Consider the following 25,826-nt stretch of genomic DNA (forward strand, 5'->3'; position numbering starts at 1 on the left):
TCACAGTCAGATAAGACGCTGCGTCAGGAAATGCAATCAGCGCCGTATCGCGATCCTCACCGTGAGCCATCCACACAGGATCAACAAGAGCTCAATCGGCATGGTGGCGCGCAGGGCCTCGACATTCTCGGGACCAAACGGAAGCACGAAAAGCGCCAGCCCGTCCCAGTGTCCCTCCATCGCGGTGAAATTCATGGCCACCACGTTGTTCAGGAAATGCAGCGCCAAGGCCGGCCCAAGGTTGCCTGCCCGCGCCGTGAGATCAGCGGCGGCAAGCCCGAACACCGCCGACCAGGCCGCCAGCGGCAGGGCATTTGGCCCATATGTCGCCGGATCATAATGCAGGAACCCGAAGAGAAGCGACGGCAGCACCATCCAGACCAAAGGCGAAGAAAACCGTGCTGCCAATTGGCTTTGCAGGTAGCCGCGAAACAGGAATTCCTCGGTCGAGGTCTGCAAAAGGATCAGCGGCAGGCTGACCGGCAACAGCCAGATCCAATCCCCGAACGGCATGTTCTGCATCGGCGACATATCGGCCGGGGCGGGCAGGATCAGGACAACGGCATAAAGAACGACGAGCAACCGCACCGTGCGTTTGAAATCCAGCCACACAAGTGTCCACGGCCCCGCCATCCGCCGCAGGCTCCGCCGGTGCAGCAGGGTCAGAACCACCCAGAGCATCATCAGAAGCGGCAGAAAGTTCAGAAGCATCACCCAAAGCGCGCGGGCACTGGTGCCATGGTGCAATTCGCGGTTCAGCGCCGCCCAGTCAGGCAGGCCCTGAAGGATTTCAATGTACCCGAGATTCAGAATCAGGAAACCGAACACGATGGCCACCACCCCGACCAGCAACCGCCAGATCTCGTTGGATGGCCGCGCCGGGGCGACGTGAACCTCATGTAAACGATACGCTCTCATGCTGCGGTGATGCCCGTTTTGGCGCCATCCGACAACCCCGCGCACCTTCCTGCAACGAAATGCAGAAAATGCATCCGAACCCTCAAAGGAGGTTTGTTTCGTGTATGGCATTCAGATAGATAATGGAAAAACCGGGCGGGTATTGTTTCCCAACCAGAAACAGCGCCGAAGTTAGCGCAAGGCGGAGTGGTGTGAGCATGAGTGAAGGTAAGGGCAGTATCCTTCAAAGAGGATTTCAGAAGGCCTTGGCACGGTATTGGGCCCGCAACGCCCGCAAGGCTGCCAAAACCGATCTGTCCACCCTGCGCGCGCAACGCAACCGCGCCTATCGCCTGCGCCAGCACCTGAATACGCTGATTTCAATTGCCGAAAACCGTCTGGCCCTGCCGATGATCGGCTCTAACGCCTTTCCGCTGCCGCATGGCACCGAATGGTCGTGGCGCCCGGCCCTCTGGCGCGAACCCTTGCCTAAAACCGGTATCTCCTCGGTTCAGTCCAAGGAAATGCTCGGCGAACAGGTCACCCTGTTCCATGACTGTCAGGTATCGGAACTCACCCTGCGCCAGATCCGCAATTCGCGCTCGGCCGACCTTGCCCCCTTTGGCGTGCGCATGGACGTGTTCCGCTTTGATGGCTCGTTCCTGTCGCTGGTCGTCGACCTGCCGTTTGACGCCGTTGACGGCCTGAAACGCAACCACCTGATCCGCGTCGACACCATCATCGAGGTGGAAAAGCCCCTCGAAATCTTCGCCCGCCTCAATATCAAACACGGCCCCAACACCGAACAGATCGTGCGCGAACTGCCGCTGGATCGGGAAGAGATCAACGTCGAGTTTGACCTCGCCTATTCCAAGCTCAACGAAAAACGCGTTGAAAAGGCCTGGCTGGACCTGATTTTCGAAGGCCCCGAAATGAACCAAGTCACGCTGCGCGACGTCACCCTGAGCCGCCGCCCGCGTGCCGAATTCTGATTTTCCCGGGAGAACAACAAGATGAGCGACTGGACCCTCACCAAGACCCGCCTCTTCGAAGGTACCTGGGAAGGTGCCCTGACCCGAACCAATGGCGGCAGCGGCGAACCGAACATCAAGGTCTCGCTCCTGAACACTCCCGTCGACGGCGTCGAGATCAGGGAAGACGCCGAGAACAACCGCTGGGTTCTGCGTATCCCGATCCCCAGCGAAGCCATCGCCGACGGTGTGCAGACCTTCCTGATCACCGACGCCGACAGCGATGAGATGCTGGACACGATCACCCTGATCTCGGGCGAGGTTCTGGCCGATGACATCCGCGCCGAACTCGATCTCCTGCGGGCCGAACTCGACATGCTGAAACGCGCGTTCCGCCGCCACTGCGTCGAAACCATGTAACCCTGCAAATCGCGATTGCACCGGCCTGACTTTGCCCTAGAGTACCCTCGTTACGGGCAAGGGAGGCCGCTTTGACATCGACCCCGGTTTCAAACCTCTGGCAAGTCAGCATCGCGCAACGTGCTGAAACGCAGCCCTTTTCGAAGGACCAGACCGTAGACCTCGCCATCATCGGCGGCGGCTTTACCGGCTGCGCCGCCGCGCTCGAGGCCGCCCGCCTTGGCGCCTCTGTGACCGTGCTTGAGGCCGAAACCATCGGCCACGGCGGATCGGGCCGCAACGTGGGCCTCGTGAACGCCGGTCTCTGGCTTCCCCCGAACGAAATCACCGAGGCCCTTGGCGAAGACGTGGGCCGCCATTTGATCGACACGCTGGCCGAAGGTCCGACCAGGGTCTTCGACATCATTGCCCGCGAAAGCATCGACTGCGAAGCCACCCGCAGCGGCACCCTGCATCTTGCCCACGCCCCCTCCGGTCTGAAAGACCTTGAAAACCGGTTCCGGCAGGGCAACCGGCTCGGCGCGCCCATCCAGCTTTTGGATGCCACCGAAGCCCGCCGCCGCACGGGGTCAGAGGCCTTTCACGGTGCCCTCTTCGACCCGCGCGCAGGCACGATCCAGCCGCTTGCCTATTGCCACGGCCTTGCCCGCGCGGCCAGTGCCGCGGGCGCAGCCCTGCACGACCACAGCGCCGTCACCGCCATCCGGCACAAGGACGACACATGGCACCTGTCCTGCAACGGGCACACACTGCGGGCGAGACATCTTCTGTTGGCCACCAATGCCTATCACGCCGCCCTGTCGGCCCCCTTCCGCCCCGCCTATGTGCCAGTGCATTACAGCCAGTTCGCAACCGCCCCCCTGCCCGAAGACCTGCGCGCCCGCATCCTGCCCGGTGGCGAAGGTTGCTGGGACACCGCGCTTGTCATGTCCTCGATCCGCATCGACGCGGCAGGCCGCCTGATCGTTGGCGGCATGGGTGACAGCGACGGCCCCGGCAGGCCGGTACACGCAGCCTGGGCCCGCCGCAAGCTACGCACGCTTTATCCCGAACTGGCTGATATCCCGTTTGAGCACGCCTGGAGCGGCCGCATCGCCATGACCTCGGACCACATCCCCAAGGTACTGTCGATTGGCCCGAGGGCCTTTGCCGTCTTTGGCTATTCCGGGCGCGGTATCTCTCCCGGCACGGTCTTTGGCACCGCTGCCGCCGAGGCCCTGTTGCAGGAGCGCCCCGAGGCCCTGCCCCTGCCACCACAGGCGGCACATTCGGAAACCCTGACCGGGCTGAAACAGGCCTATTACGAGTTCGGCGCCACCCTGACCCACGCGATCCGCCCCTCACCCTTGGGCTAGGTCCGACAGGGCAGAATGGGGGCCAGCCCCCAAACGCTGCCCTTCGGGCCGCGATTTCCCCCGGGGTATTTGGACCAAGAAGAAACCCTAGTAATGCGCGGTATAGCCGCCATCCACGGCCAGAACCTGTCCTGTGACATAGCTGGCCGCAGGGGACGCAAGGAACAGGATCGCCGGAGCCAGCTCCGCCGGTTCACCCCAGCGCCCAAGGGAGGTGGCCGCTTCGAGACGCGCGGCAATCGCCGGGTCTTTGGCGGCTTCGCGGTTCGGCTCGGTCTTGAAGAACCCCGGCGCGATGGCGTTCACGTTGATGCCTTGCGGTCCGAGTTCTGCCGCCAGCGCCCGCGTCATGCCGTTGATCCCCGCCTTGGCGGTGGTATAGGCCGCGTCGCCGCCCTGCGCGATGATCCCCGCGATGGACGAGATATTCACGATCCGCGCGCCCGCCGCCATCAGGGCCGCCGCCCGCTGGCACAGCATAAAGGGCGAGACCAGATCCACATCCATCAGCCGTGTCACGTCTTCGCGCTCAAAGTCCTGAAGGCCCCGCCGGTCGCGCATGCCGACGTTGTTCACAAGGATATGCAGCCCCTCTGCCGCGATCTCCTGAAAGGCCGCATCGACCGCCGTCTCATCGGCAACGTCAAAAGCCAGCGCCCGCGCCTGCCCCCCGGCCGCACGGATCTTTGCCGCCGCGTCTTCGGTGGCTGCCGCATCGCGCCCATTCACCCAGACCATGGCCCCCGCCTCGGCCAGAAGCTGCGCCGCTGCAAACCCAAGCCCGCTGTTCGATCCGGTCACCAGCGCATTGCGCCCGGCCAGGGAAAAGACGCCATAGTCGGCCATTGCTGCTCTCCTCGTTGACTGCGCCGCCATTCTGCCAAGACTGGGAGAGGGCGACCAGCCCCGATTGACGCGGCGTAGAAACACCTCACCTGACGCGGCGTTTCGAATGACGAATCGCGCGCTTTACGTTCTGGTAAAGCAAACCTGCAAAGGCACCACGGAGGAACCCATGGCAGACTATCCGCATCTGTTGGCACCGCTCGATCTCGGCTTCACCACCCTCAAGAACCGCGTTCTGATGGGCTCGATGCACACCGGTCTGGAAGAGACCAAGGATTGGAACCGCGTCGCGGAATTCTACGCCGAACGCGCCCGTGGCGGCGTGGCACTCATCGTGACCGGCGGCATGGCACCCTCCAAGGAAGGCGGCGTGTTCCCGGGGGCGGCGGGCCTGTTCACCGACGAGGACATCGCCAACCACAAGATCGTCACCGACCGTGTGCACGACGCGGGTGGCAAGATCGCCATGCAGATCCTGCATGCCGGCCGCTATGCCTATGGTCCCGAATGCGTCTCGGCGTCGGCCATCAAGTCGCCCATCTCGCCTTTCCCGCCGAAAGAGCTTGACGAAGAAGGCATCGAGAAACAGATCCAGGATTTCATCACCGCCACCGTGCGCGCCCGCGAAGCCGGGTATGACGGGGTCGAGATCATGGGCTCCGAGGGGTATTTCCTGAACCAGTTCCTCGTCACCCATGTCAACAAGCGCGACGATCGCTGGGGCGGGTCCTATGAAAACCGGATGCGCCTGCCGATCGAGGTCGTGCGCCGCTGCCGCGAGGCCGTGGGCGAGGACTTTATCATCATCTACCGCCTGTCGATGATCGACCTGATCCCCAACGGCTCGACCCACGAAGAAGTGGTGATGCTGGCCAAGGAGATCGAAAAGGCGGGTGCCACCATCATCAACACCGGTATCGGCTGGCACGAGGCCCGCATCCCGACGATTGCCACCTCGGTGCCGCGTCGCGCCTTTGCATGGGTCACCAAGAAGCTGATGGGCAAGGTCTCGATCCCGGTGATCACCTCGAACCGCATCAACATGCCCGACGTGGCCGAAGAGGTGCTGGCCGAGGGCTGCGCCGACATGGTGTCGATGGCCCGCCCCTTCCTGGCCGACGCCGATTTCGTCAACAAGGCGGCCGCCGGCAAGGCCGACCAGATCGCGCCCTGTATCGGCTGCAACCAGGCCTGCCTTGATCACACCTTCTCGGGCAAGCTGACCTCCTGCCTCGTGAACCCACGCGCCTGCCACGAAACCGAACTGCCGATCCCGGCGGCAGACAGCGTGAAATCGGTTGCCGTGGTCGGTGCCGGTCCTGCTGGCCTCTCGACCGCCATCACTGCGGCCCAGCGCGGCCACAAGGTCACGCTCTTTGATCGCGCCGACAAGGTGGGTGGTCAGCTCAACGTTGCCAAGCAGATCCCCGGCAAAGAAGAATTCTGGGGCCTTGTTGACTGGTACGAAACCATGGTCGAGGCCGAAGGTATTGAGCTGCGCCTTGGCACCGAGGCAACTTCGGACACGCTGTCCGATTTCGACGAGGTGGTCATCGCAACCGGCATCGTGCCGCGTGATCCGGGCATCCCCGGCAGCGACCGCCCCGAAGTCCTGAGCTATCTCGACGTGCTGCGCGAAAAGAAACCGGTTGGCAAACGCGTCGCCGTGATCGGTGCGGGTGGCATCGGTTTCGATGTGACCGAATTCCTTGTGCACGAAGGCGAAAGCCTGACCGAGAACCTGCCCGAATGGATGAAGGAATGGGGCGTCGGCGATCCGGAAGAAACCCGTGGTGGCCTTGCCCCGGAAGGCCCGCAACCCCACGCCGCCGCCCGCGAGGTCACGCTGATGCAGCGCAAGGCTAAGGCGCTTGGCAAGGGTCTGGGCAAGACCACTGGCTGGATTCACCGTGCCGCGCTCAAGATGAAGAACGTCAAGATGCTTGGCGGCGTGAACTATGAAAAGATCGACGACGCCGGGTTGCACATCTCCTTTGGCGAGGCCCGCGAGAACCCGCAGGTGATCGAAGTCGACAACGTGGTGATCTGCGCGGGCCAGCTTTCGGACCGTTCCCTGGCAGACGCGCTTGAGGAAAAGGGGGTCTCCTGCCACGTGATCGGCGGTGCCGATGTGGCTGCCGAACTCGACGCCAAGCGCGCCATCAACCAGGGCACGCGCCTCGCCGCCACCTTCTGATACCAACGCCTGTGCCGTCATTTGCGGCGGCACAGACCCAATCGCCCACAAGCGACATGCCATGTCGGTTTGACCATTGAGACCGGGACCGCATGGGCATAGACCACCTTCATGGTGTTTTTCGCAATCCTCATGGGCCTGCTGCCCAGCTTCCTGATGGTCGCCCTTGGCGGCCTTGTCCGCAGCCGTCTTTCGGTGAATGCGTGGCAGGGGCTGGACAAGCTGAACTTCGAAATCCTGTTCCCGACCCTGATCTTCGTCGCCGCTTCGAGCCGCCCGATTGATCCGCGTGACATCCTGACTGTTGGCCCCGCCGTCTGGGCCATCCTGCTGGCGGGCCTCGCCCTGGGCTATCTTGCCCGCCGCTTCGGCCCCGACAGGTTTCTTGATTTTGCCGGCGCATGGCAGACCGCATGGCGATTCAACACGGCCATGGCCTTTGTCGCCGTCGCGACGCTGGCCGAACCGCCGATGGGCATGCTGGCCGTTGCCGTCGGCATGGCCATTCCGATGGCCAATGTCTTTGCCGTCTCCGCCCTGTCGCGCGGCAGCGGCAGCCTTGCCCAGACGCTCAAGAAAGTGGCCACCAACCCCTTTCTCATCGCGTCCGTCTCCGGCGTGATCGTTGGCCTGTCGGGCATCACCATCCCCGCCCCGATCATGGCCCCGCTCGATATGCTCGCACAGGCCGCCATCCCCGTGGCGCTGATTTCCGTGGGCGCAACAATGAACTGGGGGGCGCTTGCCCGCCTCGACATGTTCAGCGGCATCATCTGCGCAACCAAGCTGATCGCCCTGCCGACGCTCACCATGATCGCCTGCATTGTTCTCGATACCGATCCAGTGCTGGCCCGCACCCTCACCCTCTTCGCCGCCCTGCCCACCGCCTCCGCATCGCATGTTCTGGCCGCTGGCTTCGGGGCTGATCGCGAACTCTCGGCAACCCTCGTGGCCCAGTCCACATTGCTCTCTGCGGCCACGCTGCCCCTCTGGATCACCGCCATCACACTGGTCTTCTGACACGCCCCGGAAACAGCCAATCGCAATTGTTTCTCTGTTTCCGTGCCGCAAACGATCCCAGACAAAACCCCGATATTGTCTGAGCCCTGCCCAGCTTCTGCCCGATTTGAGGCCGATAAACGACGCTGTAAAAAGTTTATCGAGGTAGGGAAACATGGACCGACTAACGGAAATGGAAGCCTTCGCCACAGTGGTGGATCAAGGTGGCTTCACAGACGCTGCCAAGAAGATGGGCATTTCGAAATCCGCTGTGTCCAAGCACGTCTCTTCACTTGAGGCCCGCCTCGGCGCGCGCCTTCTCAACCGCACCACCCGCCGCGTCTCGCCCACCGAGATCGGCCTGGCCTATTACGACCGCGCCCGCCGCGTCCTGAACGATGCAGGCGAAGCTGACGCGCTGGTCACGTCGATGCAATCGGCGCCCTCGGGCCTCCTGCGGATCAGCGTGGCAACCGACTTCGGGGTCAATCACCTCTCGCCGGTTCTGGGCGAATTCCTGGCAGAGTTCCCGGAAATCAACGTCAATATGGTGCTTAACAACCGCTACGTTGAACTGATCTCCGAAGGCTTCGACATGGCGATCCGCATCGGCGAGCTGGAAGACAGCACCCTGCGGGCCCGTAAGCTGACCGAAACCACGAAACGCATGATCGCAAGCCCGGCCTATTTCGAGCGCTACGGTCGCCCGGAAAAGATCGACGATCTGAACGAACACAAGCTGCTGCACTATTCGAACCAGTCGAACGGCGCAGTCTGGAAAATCACCGCCCCCTCGGGCGAAAAGCGCCAGGTCCGTACCGCCGGCTGGCTGAGCGTCAACGATGGCCAGTCGCTGCTCAACGCCGCGGTTGCCGGTCTCGGCATCGCCTACCTGCCGTCTTACCTCTACGCCGAAGCGATGGAGCAGGGTCTGGTCGAGGATGCGATCCCGGATCTGCCGATGGAAACCCAAGGCATCTACGCGGTTTATCCGCCGGGCCGTTTCACCCAGCCCAAGGTCCGCGCCTTCATCGATTTCCTGGTGCACGCCTTTGCCGAAAAAGGCCCCTCGGACTGGTAAAATAGAATTCAACACACCTCGTGTTTTCCCCAGGCTTTCCTCGAGAAAGCAAAACTGCCCGGGCCTCCCAAGCGCCCGGGTCTTTTCTTTTAAACCAGCAACTTACCGCCCAAGTGACAATCGGTCGCGGCGCAAACATTCCACAATCAGAATATTGATTTTTGCAAGGCACCCCTACAGAAGTCCGGTGCCTGAACGTTCAAGTCTCATTGTTAAAAACCTGTTCAAGGAGCCACGCAATGCGCATCGCGCTTATCGCCGCCCTCATCGCCGCCCCGACCCTGTCGCTGGCGGGATCTGCCGAAGACACCGTCGCCGCCCGCCAGGGCTATTACAAACTGCTGGGCGCCAACATGGACGTCTTTGCCACCATGGCCAAAGGCGAACGCGACTATGACGCCGCCGCCGCACAAACCGCTGCGGACAACATGGTCACCCTGACCAAATACAACCTCGGTCACCTCTACATTCTTGGCACCTCGTCGGACGACGTTGAAGGCTCGCGCGCCTTGCCGAAAATCTGGAACGATTTCGCTGGCGTTCAGGCCAAGGGCGGTGATTTCGTCAAGGCGCTGATGGACATGCAGACCGTCGCCGGTCAGGGCAAAGCCGAAATGGCAGGCGCGCTTGGCGCTCTCGGCGGCACCTGCAAGGGCTGCCACAAAGAATACCGCGCCAAGTAAGGGGCTTCCCCATGTCCGACCAGCTTCCCCGGGGAGTCACCCGCGAAAAACTGTGGGATCTCCCCCTGCGCCTGTTCCATTGGGCCTTGGCGATCTGCGTCGGCGCAGCTTGGGGTTTGGGCAAATTCGGCCCGAACATCATGACGCTGCATTTCTACTTCGGCTACACGGTCATCGCCCTTTTGGTGTTCCGCGTGGTCTGGGGGCTGGCTGGTCCGGCCCCCGCACGTTTTGTGCATTTCATCTACGGTCCCGCGACAACCGGCCGGTATCTCTCGCACCTGTTCGAACGCAAGCCGTCCTACTGGCCCGGCCACAACCCGCTCGGCGCCCTTTCGGTCTTTGCGCTTCTGATCGTGCTGATCCTTCAGGTCACAACCGGCCTCGTCTCCGATCCTGACGACTATGTGAACGTCGGTCCACTGGCTGACATGGTCAGCTCTGACACCGTGCGCAGCGCCACGTCACTGCACAACCGCCTCGCGCCCGTCATCCTGATTTTGGTGGTTCTGCATCTGGCAGCCATCGCTTTCTACAAGCGCTACAAGGGCGAGAACCTGGTGCTGCCCATGATCACCGGCTGGAAACTGGTGCGCCGCGACAGACCCTGATCTCAAGCCGCCCGCGGCATCCCTCCGGCAAACCCGTCCAACAGCGCCTTGCCGTTCTTGGCATGGCGCGCCACCAGCTGCTTCTGCGCCCGGCCAACCGGCACATATCGCGAGGGCTCCGGCGCCTCCGCCTCTGCCACGAGGTCGGGAAACAGCAACCGCATCTCCTCAAGCGCCTCGTCGGGCATGGTCTTCAACGCCTCAGCCCCAAGATACAAGCTCTCGCTCGGCGCGCCTTCGGCAAACACCGTCTCGTGCTGATCAAAGATCAGGTGGAAATACTCGACCTCCGCCACCTCTTCGACCACGTCGATCCCCGGCAATTCGGTCAGCTTCACCGCCGCAATCAATGCCTCGTCCTGCCCGAACATCCGCGCCACGATCTTGGAATGCACCAGCATCCGGTGCTGGCGCGACACATAAAGATCGCGCATCGGAAGCCCCTGCCCCAAGGCCCCCGCCTCGATCCGCACCGGACGCAGCTTGTCCGACAGGGCCAGCTCATAGGCCTCAAGGGTCCGGCTGGTCAGCATCCGCAATTCGGCAAACCGCCCGTCAACCGTCAGAACCCGCTGCCCTTCAGACAGGTCTTCAACCGGCACAGGGCCGGCATCCGTCGTGATCATCGTGCCCCGCACGAAACAGGTCACGTCGGTATAGTCCCAGCCAACAGTGTGGCTCTGATACGATCCAAGCGTCGCCCCGACCGTAAATTCCGATCCCGGTCCCGGCGCAAAATGCCAGCCGCCTGTCGTGTTGAAGAAATAAAAGGTTTCGACGTGCGATTGCCCATCGGTCGCCGTGAAACTCACGTCAATCGCATAAGGCGATCCGGTGGTGCCAGCAAAGCTGCCGCCATCAATGCTGATGGTTTCGCTGCTGTCACCGCTGCCCTGATACGAGCCATCATTGTCGTCAAAGACGGCAGTGTAGGAGGTATTGTACTGGGAATTGTAATAGGTCCCCGTCCAGCGAAAGACCTCGGCAGTATACTGCGCCATTGCCCTGCCCTACTCGACCTTGCTGGCCGTACGGCCTTCGGCATTCAACGCTTCGAACAACATGCGCATCCCGCTCGGGGCCAGCTTTGCCTTCACGGCACCGCGTCCCAGCATCCGCTCAACCACGTCCTTTTCCCGCTCGGACATGGCCACTTCGAAAGCCACCGTCAGGTCACTCGCGAACTCTTTGTTCAGATCACGATACTGCATCCTTCAACCCACACACTCGAAACCGACGGGCAGCTTCTGCGTCTCCCGATCGTTTCCCAAACGTCACAAATAAACGTGGCTGGAATGGGGCACAAAAATGGAATTCGGCCCGGAACTGAACAATTTCATGGGTTTTCAGGGAGAATCAGCGCCGATTTGACCTAAATGGAAACAATCGACAGGCACCGCATCAGCGATTGTTCTCAAGGCAGAACCACCACCTCGACCCGGCGATTGGTTTCACGGCCTTCCTTGGTGGCATTGCTGGCAATCGGCGCAAGATAACCAATCCCGCGAGAGTCCACCTGCGCATCCGCCACGCCCAGCGCATCCACAAGCTGGCTGCGCACCGCCCCGGCCCGGGCCTCGGACAATGCGATATTGCGATCCAGCGCCCCTTCGTTGTCAGTGTGCCCCACCAGCACAACCCGGCGTGTCTCATCTGCCTTCAACCAGTCCGCCAGCGCCACGAGCGAGGCAAACGGCCCATCTCCCAGCCGCGATGATCCCGTCTCGAAGGTCAAGTCGCCCAGCACCGCCCGCCCGGTGTCTTCAAGCGCCGTCGCCACGGCAGACCCGTCGATTTCTCCCGGTGTCGCGGCAATTTCTTCCACAGGCGGCGGCATGACCTCAAGCTCTTCCGTCTCGGACGGGGCCACATGGATCACCTGCACCATGCCCGAAATCGCGGTTTCGCTGACCAGAACGCCAACCCCCTCGTATCCCCGCACGCCCTGCTTTTCGGCCGAGATGAACCGGAACTCCGACAGGTCAACAAACATGTCCGGCGGCGGCAGCACTTCGATATTGAACCTGAAATCGAACCCACCGCAGACATCGGTTTCACAGGCAAACAGGACATCATACCCCTGTTCGCTCAACTGCGTGACGATCTGCGATGCCATGCGCGAGACCGATCCCGTCAGGCCGGGCACCCGCCAACTGCGTTTGACAACCCGCCCGTCAAAAAGCTCTGCCGGCACACCCTCACCATCGAAGGTTCCCACCGGCAAAGCGTATTGCCCGTTGCTTTCCTCACCGCCAAGCGCCTCGGCACCGTCCGGCAGGGACGGTTCGAACGCCGCCGCCAACGAGGGCAACAGCGCAAGACATATGGCGGCGAAACGGATCATCGGAACTGGGCGTGATATTCGTCGTTGGGGCGCATGTTGGTGGCTGATGCCACGCGGTTCGACATGTTGAAAAAGCCGGTCACATTGGCAATGTCCCAGATGTCACGATCACTGAACCCGACATCCCGCAATGCCTGACGATCGGCTTCGGTGGTTGCGCTGCTTTCCTTGGTGATCTTCTCGGCGAAATGCAGCATTGCCGTCTGGCGCGCGTCCAGATCGGCCGCCTTCCAGTTCATCACCATCAACTCACCCAGCTTCGGATCACCCGAAAGCTGGCGCACCGCCGCGCCGTGGGCGGTTAGACAGTAGAAACACTTGTTGATCGAAGACACGACGACCGCGATCATCTCGCGCTCGAGCTTGCTCAGCCCGCTGTCGCCCAGCATCAGGTCGTTATACATCGCCGTAAAGCCATTCAGCTTTTCAACGTCAAAGGCATAGGCCTTTAACACGTTGGGCACCATGCCCAGCTTTTCCTGGCAAATATCGAAATACTTCTGCGTCGCCTCCGGCAACGGGTCGGCCATCGGCAAATCAAGCGCCGTGGGTTGGTCTGACTGGCTCATCTATCTCCCTCTCAGTCTGACAAAATCCTGTAGTGATACTGCCCCACCACCGTCATCCCGAGCGAAGAATAAAGCCCGTTCGCAGCCTCGTTGGCCGTGGTGCAGATCACGGCAAGCGTATGCCCGCCGTTGTCCAAGGTCCAGAAGGCCGCGCGCTGCATCAGCCAGCGGCCAACGCCCATCCGGCGCTGGAACGGGATGATCTCAAGCGCATGCACCATCGCGATCCCCTCGTGCATGCCGATAAAGCTGGCTCCGGCCGGCTTGTCCTGCCAGCGGCTCACGAAACCGGCCTTGGGCTTGCAGGCCCGCTGCATCACCTCGACACGCGCCGGTCCAATCCCGCCCGCGGCCCAGATCTCGCGCATGATCTGCATCGGCCCGGTTGTCTCGATTGCGGCGGTGCGTGGCGGGCGTTCCTGCGCCAACTCCTGCGCCGGGATCGCATACATCGTGACCGGGTCGATCACCTCATAGCCGCGTGCTGCAAGCGCCGCGTCCAACGCGTCATCGCCCTCGCGGATCATGAACAGGGGCGTCTGCCCAAGGCCCCGCATCGCCTCTTCCGCCTTGGCAATGTCGGCCTCTTCGAAAGCGCCCCGCGCCGTGGCCGCCGACACCCGTTTGCCGCCGCCCTGACCATCCCGCACCAGGAAAGGCCCGCACTCGGCAACAGCTGCCGCCGGCCAGGTCGCCTCGACCACGTCATACATCATCTGTGCATCGGGAAGGCTCATGCGAAGGTCTCCGCCAGTTTGGTCATCGCCGCATCAATCCGCGCCCCATCGGTGCCACGGATCACAATATTCGCGCCAAAGGCCCCGTCCCGCTGGAACGGATAGGAGCCGATCGACAGATCACTGAATTCCTCGGCCAGCGCCGCCAGCGGCCCGGCAATATCCCCCTCGCCACGATCAATCCGCAGCGATTGCGACAACAGCGGCTTGCCCCCGGTCAGGGTCGGGATCACGCTTGCCACCATCGCCTGGAACACGCTGGGCACACCGGCCATGACATGCACGTTCTCAACCGTGAACCCCGGCGCGACCGACACCGGGTTGTCGATCAAAGTGGCCTCCGCAGGAATCCGCGCCATCCGCTGACGCGCCGCGTTGAACTCCAGCCCCGAATTCTCGTAATGCGCCGCCAGCAGCGCCCGCGCATCATCACGAATGTCGATGCTCTGACCAAAGGCCTCGGCAACGCAATCGGCGGTGATGTCATCATGCGTCGGACCAATCCCGCCGCTGGTGAACACCGTGTCATAGCGTCCCGCAAGGTGTTGCAGCGCCGCGATGATATCGGCCTTTTCGTCGCCAACCACCCGCACCTCGCGCAGATCGACGCCGTGTTTGGTCAGCTCACCGGCAAGATAGTGCATGTTGGCATCGCGGGTCCGGCCCGAGAGAATCTCGTCACCGATCACCAGCATCGCGGCAGTGGGGTTGGACATGGCGGCTCGCTCCTTGTCAGATTGTCCCCAGAGGTATAGGCCCGTGATCATGCGCTTTCAAACCCCTCTTGTTCCCGCCGTGCTGATCCGCCGCTACAAGCGTTTCCTTGCCGATGCCACGCTCGCCGATGGCACTGAGATCACCGCCCATTGCGCCAACCCCGGCTCGATGATGGGACTGGCCGAACCCGGCAGCCGCATCTGGCTGGAACCGAACGACGATCCCAAGAAGAAACTCAAATACGGCTGGCGTCTTGTCGAACATGACAACGGCCATTTCACCGGCGTCGACACCTCGGTTCCCAACCGCGCCCTCAAGGCCGCGCTTCTGGCGCATGAAATCCCCGAACTCGCCGATTACCCGATGATCCGCCCCGAGGTGAAATACGGCCAGAACAGCCGCATTGATTTCCTCCTGTCCGGCGAAGACCGCCCCGACCTCTATGTCGAGGTCAAAAGCGTCACCCTCTCGCGCAAGGCAGGCCTCGCCGAATTCCCCGACAGCGTCACCGCCCGTGGCGCCAAGCACCTTGCCGAGCTGCAAGAGATGATCGCCGAAGGTCACCGCGCCATGATGCTCTATCTCGTGCAACGCACGGACGCACAAAAGGTCACGCTGGCCGCGGACATCGACCCGACCTATGCCCAGACCTTCGCCGCCGCCCGCAAGGCCGGCGTCGAGGTTCTGGCCTACGACTGCAAGATCACCCCGCAGGAGATCACCATCGGGTCCCGCCTGCCCTTCGAAGCCGACGCAGCCTAGCCAAGCACAGGCAGGCCGCCTTCAAGATCGGACTGGTAGCCAAACAGCGCCGCCAGGCCACCGGTATGCACGAACAGCACCCGCGCCCCTTTTGCGATTTCACCGGCACGGCACAGCGCCGGGATCGCGGCAAAAGATTTGGCGGTATAGACGGGATCAAGGAGAATCCCCTCACGCCCCGCCATCATCGCCATCGCCTCTGAGGCGGCCTCTCCAACCTGCCCATACCCCGGTGCCAGCGCCCCGTCCCAGATCTGCACGTCTTCTGCCGCAACCGCCCGCGTGTCCTCCGTCAACTCCGACAACAGCTCCAGCACCCGCCGAATACGCGCCTCCTGCTGTGCCTTGGGGCGGCGCACGCAACTGCCGATCACCCGCGCCGTGCTGCCTGCCGCCCGCAACCCGGTAAGCAAACCCGTATGGGTTGCCCCGCTGCCAGAGGCCACGACAACCACGTCGAACGCCTGACCCGACGCCACGATCTCGCGCCCCGCCCGCACATAGCCCAGTGCCCCAAGCGGCGGGTTTTCAAGCCCAAGCGGAATGACATAGGGCACCCGCCCCTCACTCCGCAGTGCCTCGGCCCGCGCCCTGAGCGCCGCATCCGCCCCCGCCTCGTCTTCGCCCTCCGGATAGTGCATGATCTCCGCGCCCAGCATCCGCAACAACAGGACATTGCCAGACGTGTGATAGATCCCGTCCCGCTCCGGCACCCGCTCTTCCAACTGCACAACCGATTTCATCCCCAATGACGCCGCCGCATAGGCCGCCGTACGCACGAAATTCGACTGCACCGCACCGGTGATCAGGATGGTATCCGCCCCCTGCGCCCGCGCCGCTCCAAGATAGAACTCCAGCTGCCGCGCCTTGTTGCCCCCAAGCGGTGATCCGGCCACGTCATCGCGCTTGATGAACAGGTCGATGCCCAGGTCCTCGGACAATGACGGCAGGTGCGTCAGAGGGGTCTCCCCGCTCACCAATGTCGCACGCGGATAGGTTTCTGAATGCATGTCACACCTCCCAGGAAAACCACCGGCATTCACCACGCGGCAGGCGCATACGCCTATCCATGCCCGCGCCCTCTCACCCAACACCAACAACGGCGACGTGGCAACACGCGCGCGCCCAAGCCCTCTGGCATCTGTCGCCAATCCGTCATAAGTAACGGGAAAGAATTTGCGATGGAGCAAGAGGCTTATGATCGGTAAGGGCCGCCAGACCCGTGACGGGATCAGGATTTATCAGGACGCGGATTTCGCAGGCATGCACAAGGCCGGCGCACTGGCCGCACGCATTCTTGACGAAATCGCCGAACACGTTTTCCCGGGCCAGAGCACCGGTGAAATCGACCGCCTCATCGAACAGAAGGTCAACGATGCCGGCGCCACCTCGGCCACCATCGGCTATCGCGGCTACCAGCACGCCTCCTGCATCTCGGTCAACCACGTGGTCTGCCACGGCATCCCCGGCGACAAGAAGCTCAAGGATGGCGATATCCTCAACATCGACGTGACCGTCATCGTGGATGGCTGGTTCGGCGACACCTCACGCATGTATGTCGCGGGCAAACTGAACCGCAAGGCCGAGCGCCTGATCCAGGTCACCCACGACAGCCTGATGAAGGGCATCGAGGCGGTGAAACCGGGCAACACCTTCGGGGACATCGGCCACGCCATCCAAGCCTATGTCGAAGGCCACCGCATGTCGGTTGTCCGCGATTTCTGCGGTCACGGTCTGGGCCAGGTCTTCCACGCCCCGCCCAACGTCCTGCACTACGGCCGCCCCGGCACTGGCGCGGTTCTCGAAGAAGGCATGTTCTTCACCATCGAACCCATGGTGAACCTCGGCCGCCCCGAGACCAAGGTCCTCGCCGATGACTGGACCGCCGTCACCCGCGACAAGTCCCTCTCGGCCCAGTTCGAACACTCGGTCGGCGTGACGGCAAACGGTGTCGAAATCTTCACCCTGTCGCCTGCGGACAAGTTCCACCCGACCTGGGGCTAGGCCGGCAACGGCAAGAAACGGCTGAAACCGCGCTGCGACGACGCGGCCCTTTACGGAATCGCCTTCCCGATACATGCTAAAAACAGCATGTATAAGGTGTATTTCGATGGCAACTTTTACCGGAACCTCCGGCAGCGACACGCTGATCGGAACGGATGACGCGGACATCCTGCAATCCCGCGGCGGCGTGGATTTTCTCTCCGGCGGCAACGGCGGCGATGAATACCAGATGTACCAAAGCGGCGGCCTGCACGCCGTCACCATCGACGACAACGCCACCGACACCGCAACCGACAGCATCACGCAGGCCCGCTTCTTCTATGCCTCTGCCTCGCTTGGCTATTCCGCCTGGGGCAGTGCCGAACGTCAGGGCGACGACCTGCATATCGAAATTCCGGGCAAACCCGGCCGCTTTCGCAAACCCGGCTACGGCGCCCTTACCATCGACATCATCGATCACTTCGGCGATGGCACGGTTGAAACCCTGCAAGCCGGTGATTTCACCTTTGTCCTCTCCACGTCCAACCTCTTTTCCGGCCCCGAGAACGCCCTGATTGCCGGCGACGGCGCGCGCGACCCCATCAAAAGCGGCGCCGGTAACGACATCCTGTTCTCAAACGGCGGGGCCGACCGCATCATGTCCGGAGCAGGAAACGACACCGTCTTCTCTGGCGCAGGACGCGACCGGATCGAAACCCGCGCCGACAATGATCGCGTCTATTCCGGCGATCACAATGACACCGTGAAATCCGGCGCTGGCAACGATTGGGTCGATCTGGGCAAGGGCAACGACCTGGGGCGCGGCGGCACTGGCGCAGACTGGCTCCTTGGGCAAGACGGCCATGACAGGCTGTTTGGCGGTTCGGGTCGCGACATGATGGTTGGCGGCGCAGGCAACGACACGCTCAAGGGCGGCAGCAACGGCGACATCTACCAGTTCCGCGTCAACGCACCGGACGCCACCGACCACGACGTGATCCGTGACATTGGCCAAAGAAAACCACTCTACAACGACCTCGACATCATCGACCTCGTCGGCCTTTACGGCGCCTCATCCGGCAGTTCCTCCGAAGCCTACGCCGCCGTCGGCTTTGATCGCGCGGGCAACGACATGATCATCTCCATCGGCGAGGGAACATCGACCATCACCGTCAAGGATCAGTTCCTGCTCAATGGTCGCTCGTCCATCGAACAACTGGTCTTTGACGGCGGCTACTGGTCGGCCATCGAATTCCAGATCCTCGACGCCGAAAATGACGATATCGGCGATGACCGCCGGGATCGCCTTGGCGTCGGCGGCGAAAAGCACGAGTTGATCTTCGGCAACGATGATGACAACCAGGTGTTCGGCGACAGCGGCACCAACTTCATCTGGCTTGGCGGTGGGGCCGATACGCTGATCTACAAGGAATCCGATCCCCAGCTGTATTATGACCTCGACCACAATTTCGTCGGCGGCGGTTCGGTCAATGACATCGTGATGGACTTCGACCCCTTGCAGGACAGGCTGGATTTCTCCGAGATCAAATCCCTCACCTTTGCCGGCCTCACCCTGTCCGAGGCCTCGGATGGTGACACCCTCATCTCCTGGCAATCCGGCGATTTCGAGGTCTCCTCGATTTTCATCGAATTGCGCGGCGTGGCCCTGGCCGAACTGGGTGAAGACCACTTTCTGTTTGCTTGAACCAAAATCTGGACGCACACTTTTAAGGGGAAATTTCCCAAAATTTCCCCTGCGTCAGCTATTCGCCAAACAACTCAAACCCTTACACATTTTCCACTCGGATGCGGCATTGCGAACCATTTGCAACTACCGGTCTTTCGCCCTATCTCTGCTCATGCCGCGCCGCACCATGTGGCCGGTTGGTGAAATCCCAGCATAGGAGGCCCGCGTGATCTCTACGTTCAAATCCGCAGCCCTCGCCGCCCTTCTCGGGCTGACCGCAACCCAAAGTTTCGCGCAGGAGGTCACCCTGCGGTTCCAGCATTTCGTCTCGCCCAAATCGGCGAACCCGAAATACTTCATCGAACCCTGGGCCGAAAAGGTCGAACGCGAAAGCAATGGCCGCATCAAGGTCGAAATCTATCCCTTCATGCAACTGGGCGGCAAAGCCCCGAGCCAGTACGACCTGATCCGCGACGGCGCGATTGATGGCGGCTGGGTGATCCCGGGCTACCAGCCGGGCCGCTTCCCCGAAGCCGAAGCAATGGAAATGCCCTTCATGGTCACCAAGTCGGCAGAAGACGCCTCCAGGGCCGCATGGGTCTTTACCCAGAAACACCTGATGGATGATTTCCGCGATGTCCACGTCATCGCCGCGCATATGCACGGCCCCGGCATCGTTCACAAAAAAGGCCAGAGCATCGCGGCGGTCGAAGACTTCAAGGGCCTCAAGCTGCGCGGCCCCTCGCGCCCGGCGACGCTCTTGTTGAAGAAACTCGGCGCCACCCCGATCGGCATGCCCGTGCCCGCCTTCCCCGAAGCCCTCTCCAAGGGCGTGGTTGATGGCGGCGTGATCACCTGGGAAATGTCACCCTCGCTCAAGCTGAACGAGCTGACCGACAGCCACACCGACGTGGCGGGCGACAAATCCCTCTACAATCTCTATTTCATCTGGGCGATGAACAAGGCCAAGTACCAGAGCCTGCCGGATGATCTCAAGGCGGTGATCGACGCCAACTCCGGCATGTTTGCCTCGGCCTGGGCTGGTCGCGCCCATGATACCGGTGACGTCGACGGCAAGGGCCTGATGCAGGCCGACGGCAACGAGATCGCCACCTTAAGCCAAGCCGAAACCGCGCGCATCACCACCCTCGGCGACGAGGTGATCGCCGACTGGATCGCCGACATCACCCGCAAAGGCCTTGATGGTGCCCAGCTGATCGAAGACGCCCGCGCCGCCGTCGCCGAAACCCGAAGCGACAGGGCCGCCACCAACTGATCCGGAATAGGCCGCCTCTCGGGGCGGCCTTTTTCATGGCCTAGTCAAAACTCACCGCCATCCGGTACAGGTGCCATGTCGCATGGCCAAGGATCGGCAGGACAAAGATCATGCCGAGAAACGCAGGCATCGCGCCAAGCACCAGCATTCCGGCCACAATCATCCCCCAGACCACCACCGGCAGCGGGTTCTTGGACGCCACCCGCAGGGATGTCACAACCGCCGTCGGCAGCCCGACAGGACGGTCCAGAAGCATCGGGAAACTGGTAAGCGCGGTAATCAGCACCACAAAGGCAAAGACCGCACCAATCCCGCAGCCCATCCAGATCATTGTCCAGCCGTCAGACGTGGTGAACACATCCCGCATGAACCCCGCCACACTTTGCGGCATCGCCGGCCCAAGCGTCACGTTGTAAACCCAAGAGGCCGCAGCCATCCAAAGAAAGAACATCGCAAACAGGTAGAGGCCCAGCACCAGCACCGGCCCGATTGCCCGCACCCGCAGCATCGCCAGCGCATCCGCCCAGCTTGCCTCCTGACCATCCTCGTGCAGCGCGCTCATGGCATAAAGCCCCACCGCCGCCACCGGCCCGATCAGGGCAAAGCCAGAGGCCATCGGGAACAGGAACGGCACCATCGCCCGCTCAAAAGCCATCGCGGTCAACAAAACCCCGATCATCGGGTAGATCACCACCAGCGCAATCACGTCACTGCGAAAGCGGGAAAAATCCCGCACCCCCAGCAACAGCGCCTTCCACAGATCCTCCACCCCGATCGAATGCACCCTCGGGTGCACATCCATGTCGCTGCGCATATGCTGCGCCGCATCGCCAAGGGCGCGCGCGCCATCATGCACCGCCTTCGCTCCCCAGCTTGCCGGATTTCCAATTGTCTGAACCATTCCAACCTCCTCCATTTCTGAAGGCAGGCCAAACCGTTCCAAAGCAGGGCCGATCCCCTTGATCCGCAGGGCCAACCCTGTTGGCGGCCTGCCATGATCTGTCCACTATAGCACAAACCCCGGCAAATCGCCGAATGCCGTCCCTATCCGTCCACCCCCAAGAGCGCCGCCACCTCCTGCATTCGCGTGACAACCTCGGCACCCTGTCCCCGCAGGGCAACCCCCGCGCCCTCGGGCACATAGCCGATACAGCGCATCCCCGCCCGCGCGGCCGCCTTCGCACCACTGGCGCTATCCTCGATCACAACACAGGCCGCCGGGTCCACGCCATGCACCTTGGCCGCCGCGAGGAACAACCCCGGCTCCGGCTTGGCCACGCCCAGCTCCCGCGCCGAAAACATGGCGGCCTCGAAACGGTCCCAAAGTCCGGTCTGGCCAAGCGTGATCCGCATCTTCTCGCGGCTCCCGTTCGATGCCACGCAATAGGCCACGCCCGCCGCCTCCAGCGCGTCAATCAGATCCCGCACCCCGGCGATCAGCGATACCCCCCTGCGCAGCGCCGCATAGGTTGCCTCGTGGATTTCCGCTACCCAGTCTTCGGGCAGGTCCGCCCCCATCCGCCGCGCCTTGTCCCGCACCCCGCTCAGCGTGCCGCCGACAAACTGCGCCATGCACTCCTCGACCGTCAGGTGCAGCCCATAGCCCGCAAGGTTCTCCGAGATCGCTCGGTTCGTGACCGGCTCGCTGTCAACCAGCACGCCATCACAATCAAAAATCACGAGATCGGGTCGCATGTCGCCTCCTTGCCTGCCTGCGCAGACCCTAGGCACTGCTTCTCCGGTCGGCAAATGGCATGTCGGCGAAACCACGCCTTTCAGATGTCACTCTGAAACATGCACCTCGAGAAAGGTCACATGGGTGTCGCCATACTTGCGCTGGTCCAGCAGGTCGAACCCCTCCGGCGCCACCTGCGGCGCGCTTTCTTCCCAGACGATCAGAGCACCCTCGGCAATCCAGCCCCCCGCCATCGCCGCAGCCAGCGCCTTGTCCCCCATGCCCTTGCCATAAGGCGGGTCCAGAAAGATCAGGTCATAGGCCGCCCCGTCATTCGCCGGCAGCCGTGTCGCGTCCCGTGCAACCGTCTTGGTTGCGGCCTTGGAGCGCGTGATGCGGATGTTCTCGCGGATCAGGCTCTGCGCCTTGCGCCCGTCATCCACGAAACACACCGTCTCGGCCCCGCGCGACAGGGCCTCAAGGCCAAGCGCTCCCGTCCCCGCAAACAGGTCAAGCACACGCGCGCCGCTGATCGGATCGCCGAACTTGCCGCCCATCAACACGTTGAAAAGGCTCTCGCGCACCCGATCGGTCGTGGGCCGCAGATGCGCGCCTACATCGCCCTTGCCAACACTGGCAAGGGCAACGCCGCGAAAGTCTCCCGCGATGATCCTCACAGTTTCATCAGGGCTTTCATGTCGGTTTCGGGATCGGCAATCATCGCCGGTGCCGGCGATTTGCCACCTTCGATCAGGCGCTTGCCGATCATGTAATCGCGCGGTGCGTTCATCGCGTCTACCGCCAGCAACTCCTCGCCCTTATAGTACCAGAACGACACCGAATTGCCTTCGCCTGCGCGGGTGACGACACTGTCATAGCCGGTGTTCAGACCCGCAATCTGAAGCTTCACATCATACTGATCCGACCAGAACCACGGCTTGGCGACATAGTCCTTGCCCGCCCCCATGATGTTCTCCGCCACCACTTCCGCCTGATCAATCGCGTTCGGCACGCTCTCCAGACGGATACGGTTGCCCTTGTAGGGGAACGAGGCACAGTCGCCCGCCGCCCAGATGTTCGGCACCGAGGTCCGGCCCTGTTCATCGGTCTTGATACCGTTGTCGATCTCGACACCGGCCGCTTCCGCAAGCGCACTCGCCGGGGTGATCCCGACACCCACGATCACGAAATCAAGGTCCAGTTCGCTTCCGTCGGTCAGCTTGGCACCACTGACACGGCCCTCGCCGGTCAGATGATCAAGGCCAACGCCTTCGATGATCTTCACGCCATGCCCTTCGTGCAGGGACCGGAAATAATCCGAGGTCTCGGGCGCCGCGACACGTTGCAGGATACGCTCCGCCATCTCGACCAGCGTCACCTGAAGCCCCCGCAAGGCCGCAACCGCCGCAGCCTCGAGGCCGATATAGCCGCCGCCCACGATAAGCACGCGCTTGCCTTCGGTGAACTCGGGCGCCATCGCGTCCACGTCCTTGAGGTCGCGCACCACATGCACCCCCTCAAGCGCGCCACCAATTGCCGCCGGCAAACGGCGCGGCACCGATCCGGTGGTCAGAACCAACTCGTCATAGGCAATGTCCTTGCCACCCGCACGCAGGGTCTTGGCCGCGGCATCAATCGACTCCACCGTCTCGTTCAGGTGCATGTCGATGTCATTTTCCGAATAGAAGGCCTCGGGCCGCAGGAACAGCCGCTCCAGCTCCATTTCGCCCAAAAGATACTTCTTCGACAGCGGCGGGCGCTGATAGGGCGGCACCGATTCCTCGCCGATCAAAGTCACCTGTCCGGTGAACCCTCCATTGCGCAGCTTCGCCACAAGCGAAGAGCCTGCCTGCCCCGCTCCGATCACAACTACGTGGGTCATGCCCTCTCCCTGAGTCAGTGTTTCCTTTTGTGCTGGCGAGCCTATATCTACGAGGAAGGAAAACGCAAACGAACAAAGGACATGTAATGACGATTTCTGCTGGTGAACGCCTGCCCGAGGGCCAACTGATGCGTGTGGGCGATGCAGGCCCCGAACCCGTCTCGGTCGAAGACCTGACCAAGGGCCGCAAAGTCGCGCTTTTCGGCGTCCCCGGCGCCTTCACCCCAACCTGTTCCTCGGCCCACCTGCCGTCCTTCATGCAGAACGCCGATGCCATCCGCGCCAAGGGCGTGGACGAGATCGTCTGCCTCTCGGTCAACGACGCATGGGTCATGGATGCCTGGGGCCAATCCTCCGGCGCAGCAGACGCAGGCATCTCCATGCTGGCCGATCCCAGCGGCGACCTGACCGTGGCCATGGGCCTGGATTTCTCGGTTCCGGCCATCGGCTTTACCAACCGCGCCCGCCGCTTCGCCGCCATCGTCGAAGACGGCACCGTCACTTGGATTTCCGAAGAAGAAGAGGCCGGCACCTGCAACCTGACCGCTGGCAACACCCTGCTGGAAAACCTCTGATATCACTGCGTCCGGAGGTCCAAGGGATCTCCGGGCCATCCCCCGTGCAACAACGCTTTCAGAGCGTATCCAGCTTCCTCGCCAGCTTCACGTCAAGGGCGCTCAGGCCGTCCACGTCATGCGTGGTCAGCACCACGTCAACGCGGTTATAGACATTGAACCACTCCGGATGATGGTTCCATTTCTCGGCCCAGATCGCCGCCCGCGTCATCCAGCCCATCGCGTCGATGAAACTGTGAAACACGTAACTCTTGCGGATCGCGTCGCGGGCCGGGTCCATCTCCCATCCCGCCTCCAACAGCGGGCCCAGCACCGCATCCCGTGCCGCCATACTAAGCTTCTCGGTCATTCGTGGTCCTCCCGTGTCTCCTTGCGAAACGGCCCCCAGGCCGTCATCACCTCGATCTCCTCGGCCACGGCCTCGCGTTCCGCCACAAGGTAGCGTGCCACCGCATCGGAAAACCCGTCATCGGCAATCCAGTGCAGCGAATGGGTCTCGACCGGAAGGTATCCCCGCGCCAGCTTGTGTTCGCCCTGCGCCCCGGCCTCGACCCGCGCCAGCCCCTGTGCAATGGCCCAGTCGATCGCCTGATAATAGCACAGTTCAAAGTGCAGGCAGGCATGATCCTCGATACAGCCCCAATACCGGCCATAAAGCGCATCGCGCCCGATCATGTTCATCGCCCCGGCAATCGCCCGTCCCTCGCGCATCGCAAGCACCAGCAGGATGTCATCGCGCAGCACCTCGTGGGCGATGTCGAAAAAGGCCCGCGTCAGATAGGGCGTACCCCATTTCCGCGCTCCGGTGTCCTGATAGAACATCCACATGGCGTCCCAGTGTTCGGGCCGGATCTGATCACCGGTCAGGCACAGGATCTCCCCGCCAAAGCCCTGCGCCTTCTCGCGTTCCTTGCGGATGTTCTTGCGCTTGCGCGACGACAGTGTCGCCAGAAAGGCATCAAAGCTCCCATAACCGTCATTGACCCAGTGAAACTGCTGCCCCGTGCGATGTAGCAGCCCCATTTCGCGTCCGGCAATCGCCTCGTCCTCGCTGCAAAAGGTCATGTGCATCGACGACAGCTGGTTCTCGGCGGCCACCTGCACCGCCCCCTGCACAAGGGCCGACATGCCAAGCGTCTCGTATCCCGCCCGCACCAGCAACCGCCGCCCCGTCACCGGCGTAAACGGCACCGCGATCTGCAATTTCGGATAGTACCGCCCGCCGGCCCGCTCATAGGCATGCGCCCAGTTGTGATCGAACACATATTCGCCCTGGCTGTGCGATTTCGCGTACATCGGCGCACAGGCAATGATCTCGCCATCCGCCTTCGCCGTCAGGTATCGCGGCTGCCATCCGGTGCCGGGGCCGACCGACCCACTGTCTTCAACGGCCTTCAGAAACCGGTAGGTGGTAAAGGGATCTTCCGGCCGGCCGTCGCCCGCGCCTGCGCAGGCGCCCCAGTCCTCCGCCCCGATGCTGTCCAGCGAACCATGCAGTTCGATTTCGATGCGTGCGCCGTCCATGCCATTCTCCTGTTCGCCCTCCCATATTTGGCCCC

The 25,826-nt window shown here is 62.4% G+C and carries 28 protein-coding genes; 13 read left to right on the forward strand and 15 right to left on the reverse strand.

Annotated elements, in window-relative coordinates:
• Positions 1-36: 36 nt before the first annotated feature.
• Complete coding sequence (locus NNA36_RS01730; RefSeq protein ID WP_255103649.1) at positions 37-918, reverse strand: CPBP family intramembrane glutamic endopeptidase; 882 nt, start codon at positions 916-918, stop codon at positions 37-39.
• A gap of 197 nt (positions 919-1,115) precedes the next feature.
• Here NNA36_RS01730 and NNA36_RS01735 point away from each other — a divergent pair, with 197 nt between their 5' ends.
• The 3 genes from NNA36_RS01735 to NNA36_RS01745 all read left to right on the forward strand — a co-directional run bounded on the left by NNA36_RS01735 (position 1,116) and on the right by NNA36_RS01745 (position 3,643).
• Positions 1,116-1,889: a DUF6478 family protein gene (locus NNA36_RS01735; protein ID WP_255104385.1), complete on the forward strand. Its 774-nt coding sequence runs from the start codon at positions 1,116-1,118 to the stop codon at positions 1,887-1,889.
• A 21-nt stretch (positions 1,890-1,910) separates the two neighbouring features.
• A complete protein-coding gene (locus NNA36_RS01740; protein ID WP_255103650.1) occupies positions 1,911-2,288 on the forward strand; it encodes a hypothetical protein in 378 nt (125 codons plus the stop codon).
• Positions 2,289-2,359: 71 nt separating this feature from the next.
• On the forward strand, positions 2,360-3,643 hold the full coding sequence (locus NNA36_RS01745) for an FAD-binding oxidoreductase (RefSeq protein WP_255103652.1): 1,284 nt from the start codon (positions 2,360-2,362) through the stop codon (positions 3,641-3,643).
• Positions 3,644-3,730: 87 nt separating this feature from the next.
• Here the strand turns inward: NNA36_RS01745 and NNA36_RS01750 are convergent, their stop codons facing one another.
• Positions 3,731-4,489, reverse strand: coding sequence for an SDR family oxidoreductase (locus NNA36_RS01750; protein ID WP_255103653.1), 759 nt, complete (start codon positions 4,487-4,489; stop codon positions 3,731-3,733).
• A gap of 169 nt (positions 4,490-4,658) precedes the next feature.
• On the opposite strand from NNA36_RS01750, the gene NNA36_RS01755 reads away from it, so the two are divergent.
• The 5 genes from NNA36_RS01755 (at position 4,659) to NNA36_RS01775 (ending at position 10,060) form a co-directional block, all read left to right on the forward strand.
• Entirely contained in the window at positions 4,659-6,686 is a 2,028-nt protein-coding gene (locus NNA36_RS01755) for an NADPH-dependent 2,4-dienoyl-CoA reductase (RefSeq protein ID WP_255103655.1), read from the forward strand.
• Positions 6,687-6,797: 111 nt separating this feature from the next.
• Complete coding sequence (locus NNA36_RS01760) at positions 6,798-7,706, forward strand: AEC family transporter (protein ID WP_255103658.1); 909 nt, start codon at positions 6,798-6,800, stop codon at positions 7,704-7,706.
• A 154-nt stretch (positions 7,707-7,860) separates the two neighbouring features.
• Positions 7,861-8,766, forward strand: a complete 906-nt coding sequence (locus NNA36_RS01765) for a LysR family transcriptional regulator (protein ID WP_255103660.1) — start codon at positions 7,861-7,863, stop codon at positions 8,764-8,766.
• 239 nt (positions 8,767-9,005) lie between these two features.
• A complete protein-coding gene (locus tag NNA36_RS01770; RefSeq protein ID WP_255103662.1) occupies positions 9,006-9,449 on the forward strand; it encodes a cytochrome c in 444 nt (147 codons plus the stop codon).
• An 11-nt stretch (positions 9,450-9,460) separates the two neighbouring features.
• A complete protein-coding gene (locus tag NNA36_RS01775; RefSeq protein WP_255103663.1) occupies positions 9,461-10,060 on the forward strand; it encodes a cytochrome b/b6 domain-containing protein in 600 nt (199 codons plus the stop codon).
• Positions 10,061-10,062: 2 nt separating this feature from the next.
• Here the strand turns inward: NNA36_RS01775 and NNA36_RS01780 are convergent, their stop codons facing one another.
• From NNA36_RS01780 to NNA36_RS01805, 6 genes are all read right to left on the reverse strand, one after another.
• The gene (locus NNA36_RS01780; protein WP_255103666.1) at positions 10,063-11,061 is read right to left on the reverse strand and encodes a Hint domain-containing protein; all 999 of its coding nucleotides are present in this window, start codon (positions 11,059-11,061) and stop codon (positions 10,063-10,065) included.
• Between the two features lie 9 nt (positions 11,062-11,070).
• Positions 11,071-11,271, reverse strand: a complete 201-nt coding sequence (locus tag NNA36_RS01785; protein WP_255103667.1) for a YfmQ family protein — start codon at positions 11,269-11,271, stop codon at positions 11,071-11,073.
• Positions 11,272-11,474: 203 nt separating this feature from the next.
• Positions 11,475-12,404 carry an OmpA family protein gene (locus NNA36_RS01790; protein ID WP_255103669.1) on the reverse strand — a complete coding sequence of 310 codons (930 nt, stop codon included), beginning with the start codon at positions 12,402-12,404 and terminating at the stop codon, positions 11,475-11,477.
• Positions 12,401-12,973, reverse strand: a complete 573-nt coding sequence (locus NNA36_RS01795) for a peroxidase-related enzyme (protein WP_255103672.1) — start codon at positions 12,971-12,973, stop codon at positions 12,401-12,403. Before NNA36_RS01795 ends, NNA36_RS01790 begins: the two co-directional genes overlap by 4 nt.
• 11 nt (positions 12,974-12,984) lie before the next feature.
• Positions 12,985-13,710 (reverse strand): GNAT family N-acetyltransferase, encoded by a 726-nt coding sequence (locus NNA36_RS01800; RefSeq protein WP_255103674.1) that lies wholly within the window; start codon positions 13,708-13,710, stop codon positions 12,985-12,987.
• Positions 13,707-14,426, reverse strand: coding sequence for a molybdopterin-binding protein (locus NNA36_RS01805; RefSeq protein WP_255103676.1), 720 nt, complete (start codon positions 14,424-14,426; stop codon positions 13,707-13,709). Before NNA36_RS01805 ends, NNA36_RS01800 begins: the two co-directional genes overlap by 4 nt.
• Positions 14,427-14,475: 49 nt before the next feature.
• Here NNA36_RS01805 and sfsA point away from each other — a divergent pair, with 49 nt between their 5' ends.
• On the forward strand, positions 14,476-15,189 hold the full coding sequence (gene sfsA, locus NNA36_RS01810) for a DNA/RNA nuclease SfsA (RefSeq protein WP_255103677.1): 714 nt from the start codon (positions 14,476-14,478) through the stop codon (positions 15,187-15,189).
• On the opposite strand, the gene NNA36_RS01815 is transcribed toward sfsA, so the two are convergent.
• Positions 15,186-16,199, reverse strand: coding sequence for a D-cysteine desulfhydrase family protein (locus tag NNA36_RS01815; RefSeq protein WP_255103678.1), 1,014 nt, complete (start codon positions 16,197-16,199; stop codon positions 15,186-15,188). The two genes, sfsA and NNA36_RS01815, sit on opposite strands and share 4 nt — an antisense overlap.
• A 187-nt stretch (positions 16,200-16,386) precedes the next feature.
• On the opposite strand from NNA36_RS01815, the gene map reads away from it, so the two are divergent.
• From map to NNA36_RS01830, 3 genes are all read left to right on the forward strand, one after another.
• Positions 16,387-17,193, forward strand: a complete 807-nt coding sequence (gene map, locus NNA36_RS01820; protein WP_255103679.1) for a type I methionyl aminopeptidase — start codon at positions 16,387-16,389, stop codon at positions 17,191-17,193.
• A gap of 106 nt (positions 17,194-17,299) precedes the next feature.
• Positions 17,300-18,877, forward strand: coding sequence for a calcium-binding protein (locus NNA36_RS01825; protein WP_255103680.1), 1,578 nt, complete (start codon positions 17,300-17,302; stop codon positions 18,875-18,877).
• 208 nt (positions 18,878-19,085) lie between these two features.
• Entirely contained in the window at positions 19,086-20,135 is a 1,050-nt protein-coding gene (locus NNA36_RS01830) for a TRAP transporter substrate-binding protein (protein WP_255103681.1), read from the forward strand.
• Between the two features lie 40 nt (positions 20,136-20,175).
• On the opposite strand, the gene NNA36_RS01835 is transcribed toward NNA36_RS01830, so the two are convergent.
• From NNA36_RS01835 to NNA36_RS01850, 4 genes are all read right to left on the reverse strand, one after another.
• Positions 20,176-21,036, reverse strand: coding sequence for a DUF2189 domain-containing protein (locus tag NNA36_RS01835; protein ID WP_255103682.1), 861 nt, complete (start codon positions 21,034-21,036; stop codon positions 20,176-20,178).
• A 143-nt stretch (positions 21,037-21,179) separates the two neighbouring features.
• Entirely contained in the window at positions 21,180-21,830 is a 651-nt protein-coding gene (locus tag NNA36_RS01840) for an HAD family phosphatase (protein WP_255103683.1), read from the reverse strand.
• An 87-nt stretch (positions 21,831-21,917) separates the two neighbouring features.
• Positions 21,918-22,487, reverse strand: a complete 570-nt coding sequence (gene rsmD / locus NNA36_RS01845; protein WP_255103684.1) for a 16S rRNA (guanine(966)-N(2))-methyltransferase RsmD — start codon at positions 22,485-22,487, stop codon at positions 21,918-21,920.
• Positions 22,484-23,692, reverse strand: coding sequence for an NAD(P)/FAD-dependent oxidoreductase (locus tag NNA36_RS01850; protein WP_255103686.1), 1,209 nt, complete (start codon positions 23,690-23,692; stop codon positions 22,484-22,486). Before NNA36_RS01850 ends, rsmD begins: the two co-directional genes overlap by 4 nt.
• 86 nt (positions 23,693-23,778) lie before the next feature.
• Between NNA36_RS01850 and NNA36_RS01855 the strand changes: the two genes are divergently transcribed.
• Positions 23,779-24,267: a peroxiredoxin gene (locus NNA36_RS01855; protein WP_255103688.1), complete on the forward strand. Its 489-nt coding sequence runs from the start codon at positions 23,779-23,781 to the stop codon at positions 24,265-24,267.
• A gap of 58 nt (positions 24,268-24,325) precedes the next feature.
• Here the strand turns inward: NNA36_RS01855 and NNA36_RS01860 are convergent, their stop codons facing one another.
• Positions 24,326-24,616 (reverse strand): 4a-hydroxytetrahydrobiopterin dehydratase, encoded by a 291-nt coding sequence (locus NNA36_RS01860; protein ID WP_255103689.1) that lies wholly within the window; start codon positions 24,614-24,616, stop codon positions 24,326-24,328.
• On the reverse strand, positions 24,613-25,791 hold the full coding sequence (locus NNA36_RS01865) for a GNAT family N-acetyltransferase (RefSeq protein ID WP_255103691.1): 1,179 nt from the start codon (positions 25,789-25,791) through the stop codon (positions 24,613-24,615). Before NNA36_RS01865 ends, NNA36_RS01860 begins: the two co-directional genes overlap by 4 nt.
• Between the last annotated feature and the right edge of the window lie 35 nt (positions 25,792-25,826).

This window comes from Shimia sp. CNT1-13L.2 (genome assembly GCF_024331145.1).
Taxonomy (GTDB): Bacteria; Pseudomonadota; Alphaproteobacteria; order Rhodobacterales; family Rhodobacteraceae; genus Shimia.

Bases quoted from the DNA above. Each gene is read 5' to 3' on its own strand.
- sfsA (WP_255103677.1), top strand. From the start codon at position 14,476: ATGCGCTTTCAAACCCCTCTTGTTCCCGCCGTGCTGATCCGCCGCTAC.
- NNA36_RS01815 (WP_255103678.1), bottom strand. From the start codon at position 16,199: ATGCATTCAGAAACCTATCCGCGTGCGACATTGGTGAGCGGGGAGACC.
- NNA36_RS01795 (WP_255103672.1), bottom strand. From the start codon at position 12,973: ATGAGCCAGTCAGACCAACCCACGGCGCTTGATTTGCCGATGGCCGAC.
- NNA36_RS01865 (WP_255103691.1), bottom strand. From the start codon at position 25,791: ATGGACGGCGCACGCATCGAAATCGAACTGCATGGTTCGCTGGACAGC.
- NNA36_RS01825 (WP_255103680.1), top strand. From the start codon at position 17,300: ATGGCAACTTTTACCGGAACCTCCGGCAGCGACACGCTGATCGGAACG.
- NNA36_RS01740 (WP_255103650.1), top strand. From the start codon at position 1,911: ATGAGCGACTGGACCCTCACCAAGACCCGCCTCTTCGAAGGTACCTGG.
- NNA36_RS01780 (WP_255103666.1), bottom strand. From the start codon at position 11,061: ATGGCGCAGTATACTGCCGAGGTCTTTCGCTGGACGGGGACCTATTAC.
- NNA36_RS01785 (WP_255103667.1), bottom strand. From the start codon at position 11,271: ATGCAGTATCGTGATCTGAACAAAGAGTTCGCGAGTGACCTGACGGTG.
- NNA36_RS01770 (WP_255103662.1), top strand. From the start codon at position 9,006: ATGCGCATCGCGCTTATCGCCGCCCTCATCGCCGCCCCGACCCTGTCG.
- NNA36_RS01790 (WP_255103669.1), bottom strand. From the start codon at position 12,404: ATGATCCGTTTCGCCGCCATATGTCTTGCGCTGTTGCCCTCGTTGGCG.
- NNA36_RS01835 (WP_255103682.1), bottom strand. From the start codon at position 21,036: ATGGTTCAGACAATTGGAAATCCGGCAAGCTGGGGAGCGAAGGCGGTG.
- NNA36_RS01750 (WP_255103653.1), bottom strand. From the start codon at position 4,489: ATGGCCGACTATGGCGTCTTTTCCCTGGCCGGGCGCAATGCGCTGGTG.
- NNA36_RS01855 (WP_255103688.1), top strand. From the start codon at position 23,779: ATGACGATTTCTGCTGGTGAACGCCTGCCCGAGGGCCAACTGATGCGT.
- NNA36_RS01860 (WP_255103689.1), bottom strand. From the start codon at position 24,616: ATGACCGAGAAGCTTAGTATGGCGGCACGGGATGCGGTGCTGGGCCCG.
- NNA36_RS01765 (WP_255103660.1), top strand. From the start codon at position 7,861: ATGGACCGACTAACGGAAATGGAAGCCTTCGCCACAGTGGTGGATCAA.
- map (WP_255103679.1), top strand. From the start codon at position 16,387: ATGATCGGTAAGGGCCGCCAGACCCGTGACGGGATCAGGATTTATCAG.
- NNA36_RS01775 (WP_255103663.1), top strand. From the start codon at position 9,461: ATGTCCGACCAGCTTCCCCGGGGAGTCACCCGCGAAAAACTGTGGGAT.
- NNA36_RS01760 (WP_255103658.1), top strand. From the start codon at position 6,798: ATGGTGTTTTTCGCAATCCTCATGGGCCTGCTGCCCAGCTTCCTGATG.
- NNA36_RS01755 (WP_255103655.1), top strand. From the start codon at position 4,659: ATGGCAGACTATCCGCATCTGTTGGCACCGCTCGATCTCGGCTTCACC.
- NNA36_RS01730 (WP_255103649.1), bottom strand. From the start codon at position 918: ATGAGAGCGTATCGTTTACATGAGGTTCACGTCGCCCCGGCGCGGCCA.
- NNA36_RS01800 (WP_255103674.1), bottom strand. From the start codon at position 13,710: ATGAGCCTTCCCGATGCACAGATGATGTATGACGTGGTCGAGGCGACC.
- NNA36_RS01840 (WP_255103683.1), bottom strand. From the start codon at position 21,830: ATGCGACCCGATCTCGTGATTTTTGATTGTGATGGCGTGCTGGTTGAC.
- NNA36_RS01735 (WP_255104385.1), top strand. From the start codon at position 1,116: ATGAGTGAAGGTAAGGGCAGTATCCTTCAAAGAGGATTTCAGAAGGCC.
- NNA36_RS01850 (WP_255103686.1), bottom strand. From the start codon at position 23,692: ATGACCCACGTAGTTGTGATCGGAGCGGGGCAGGCAGGCTCTTCGCTT.
- NNA36_RS01805 (WP_255103676.1), bottom strand. From the start codon at position 14,426: ATGTCCAACCCCACTGCCGCGATGCTGGTGATCGGTGACGAGATTCTC.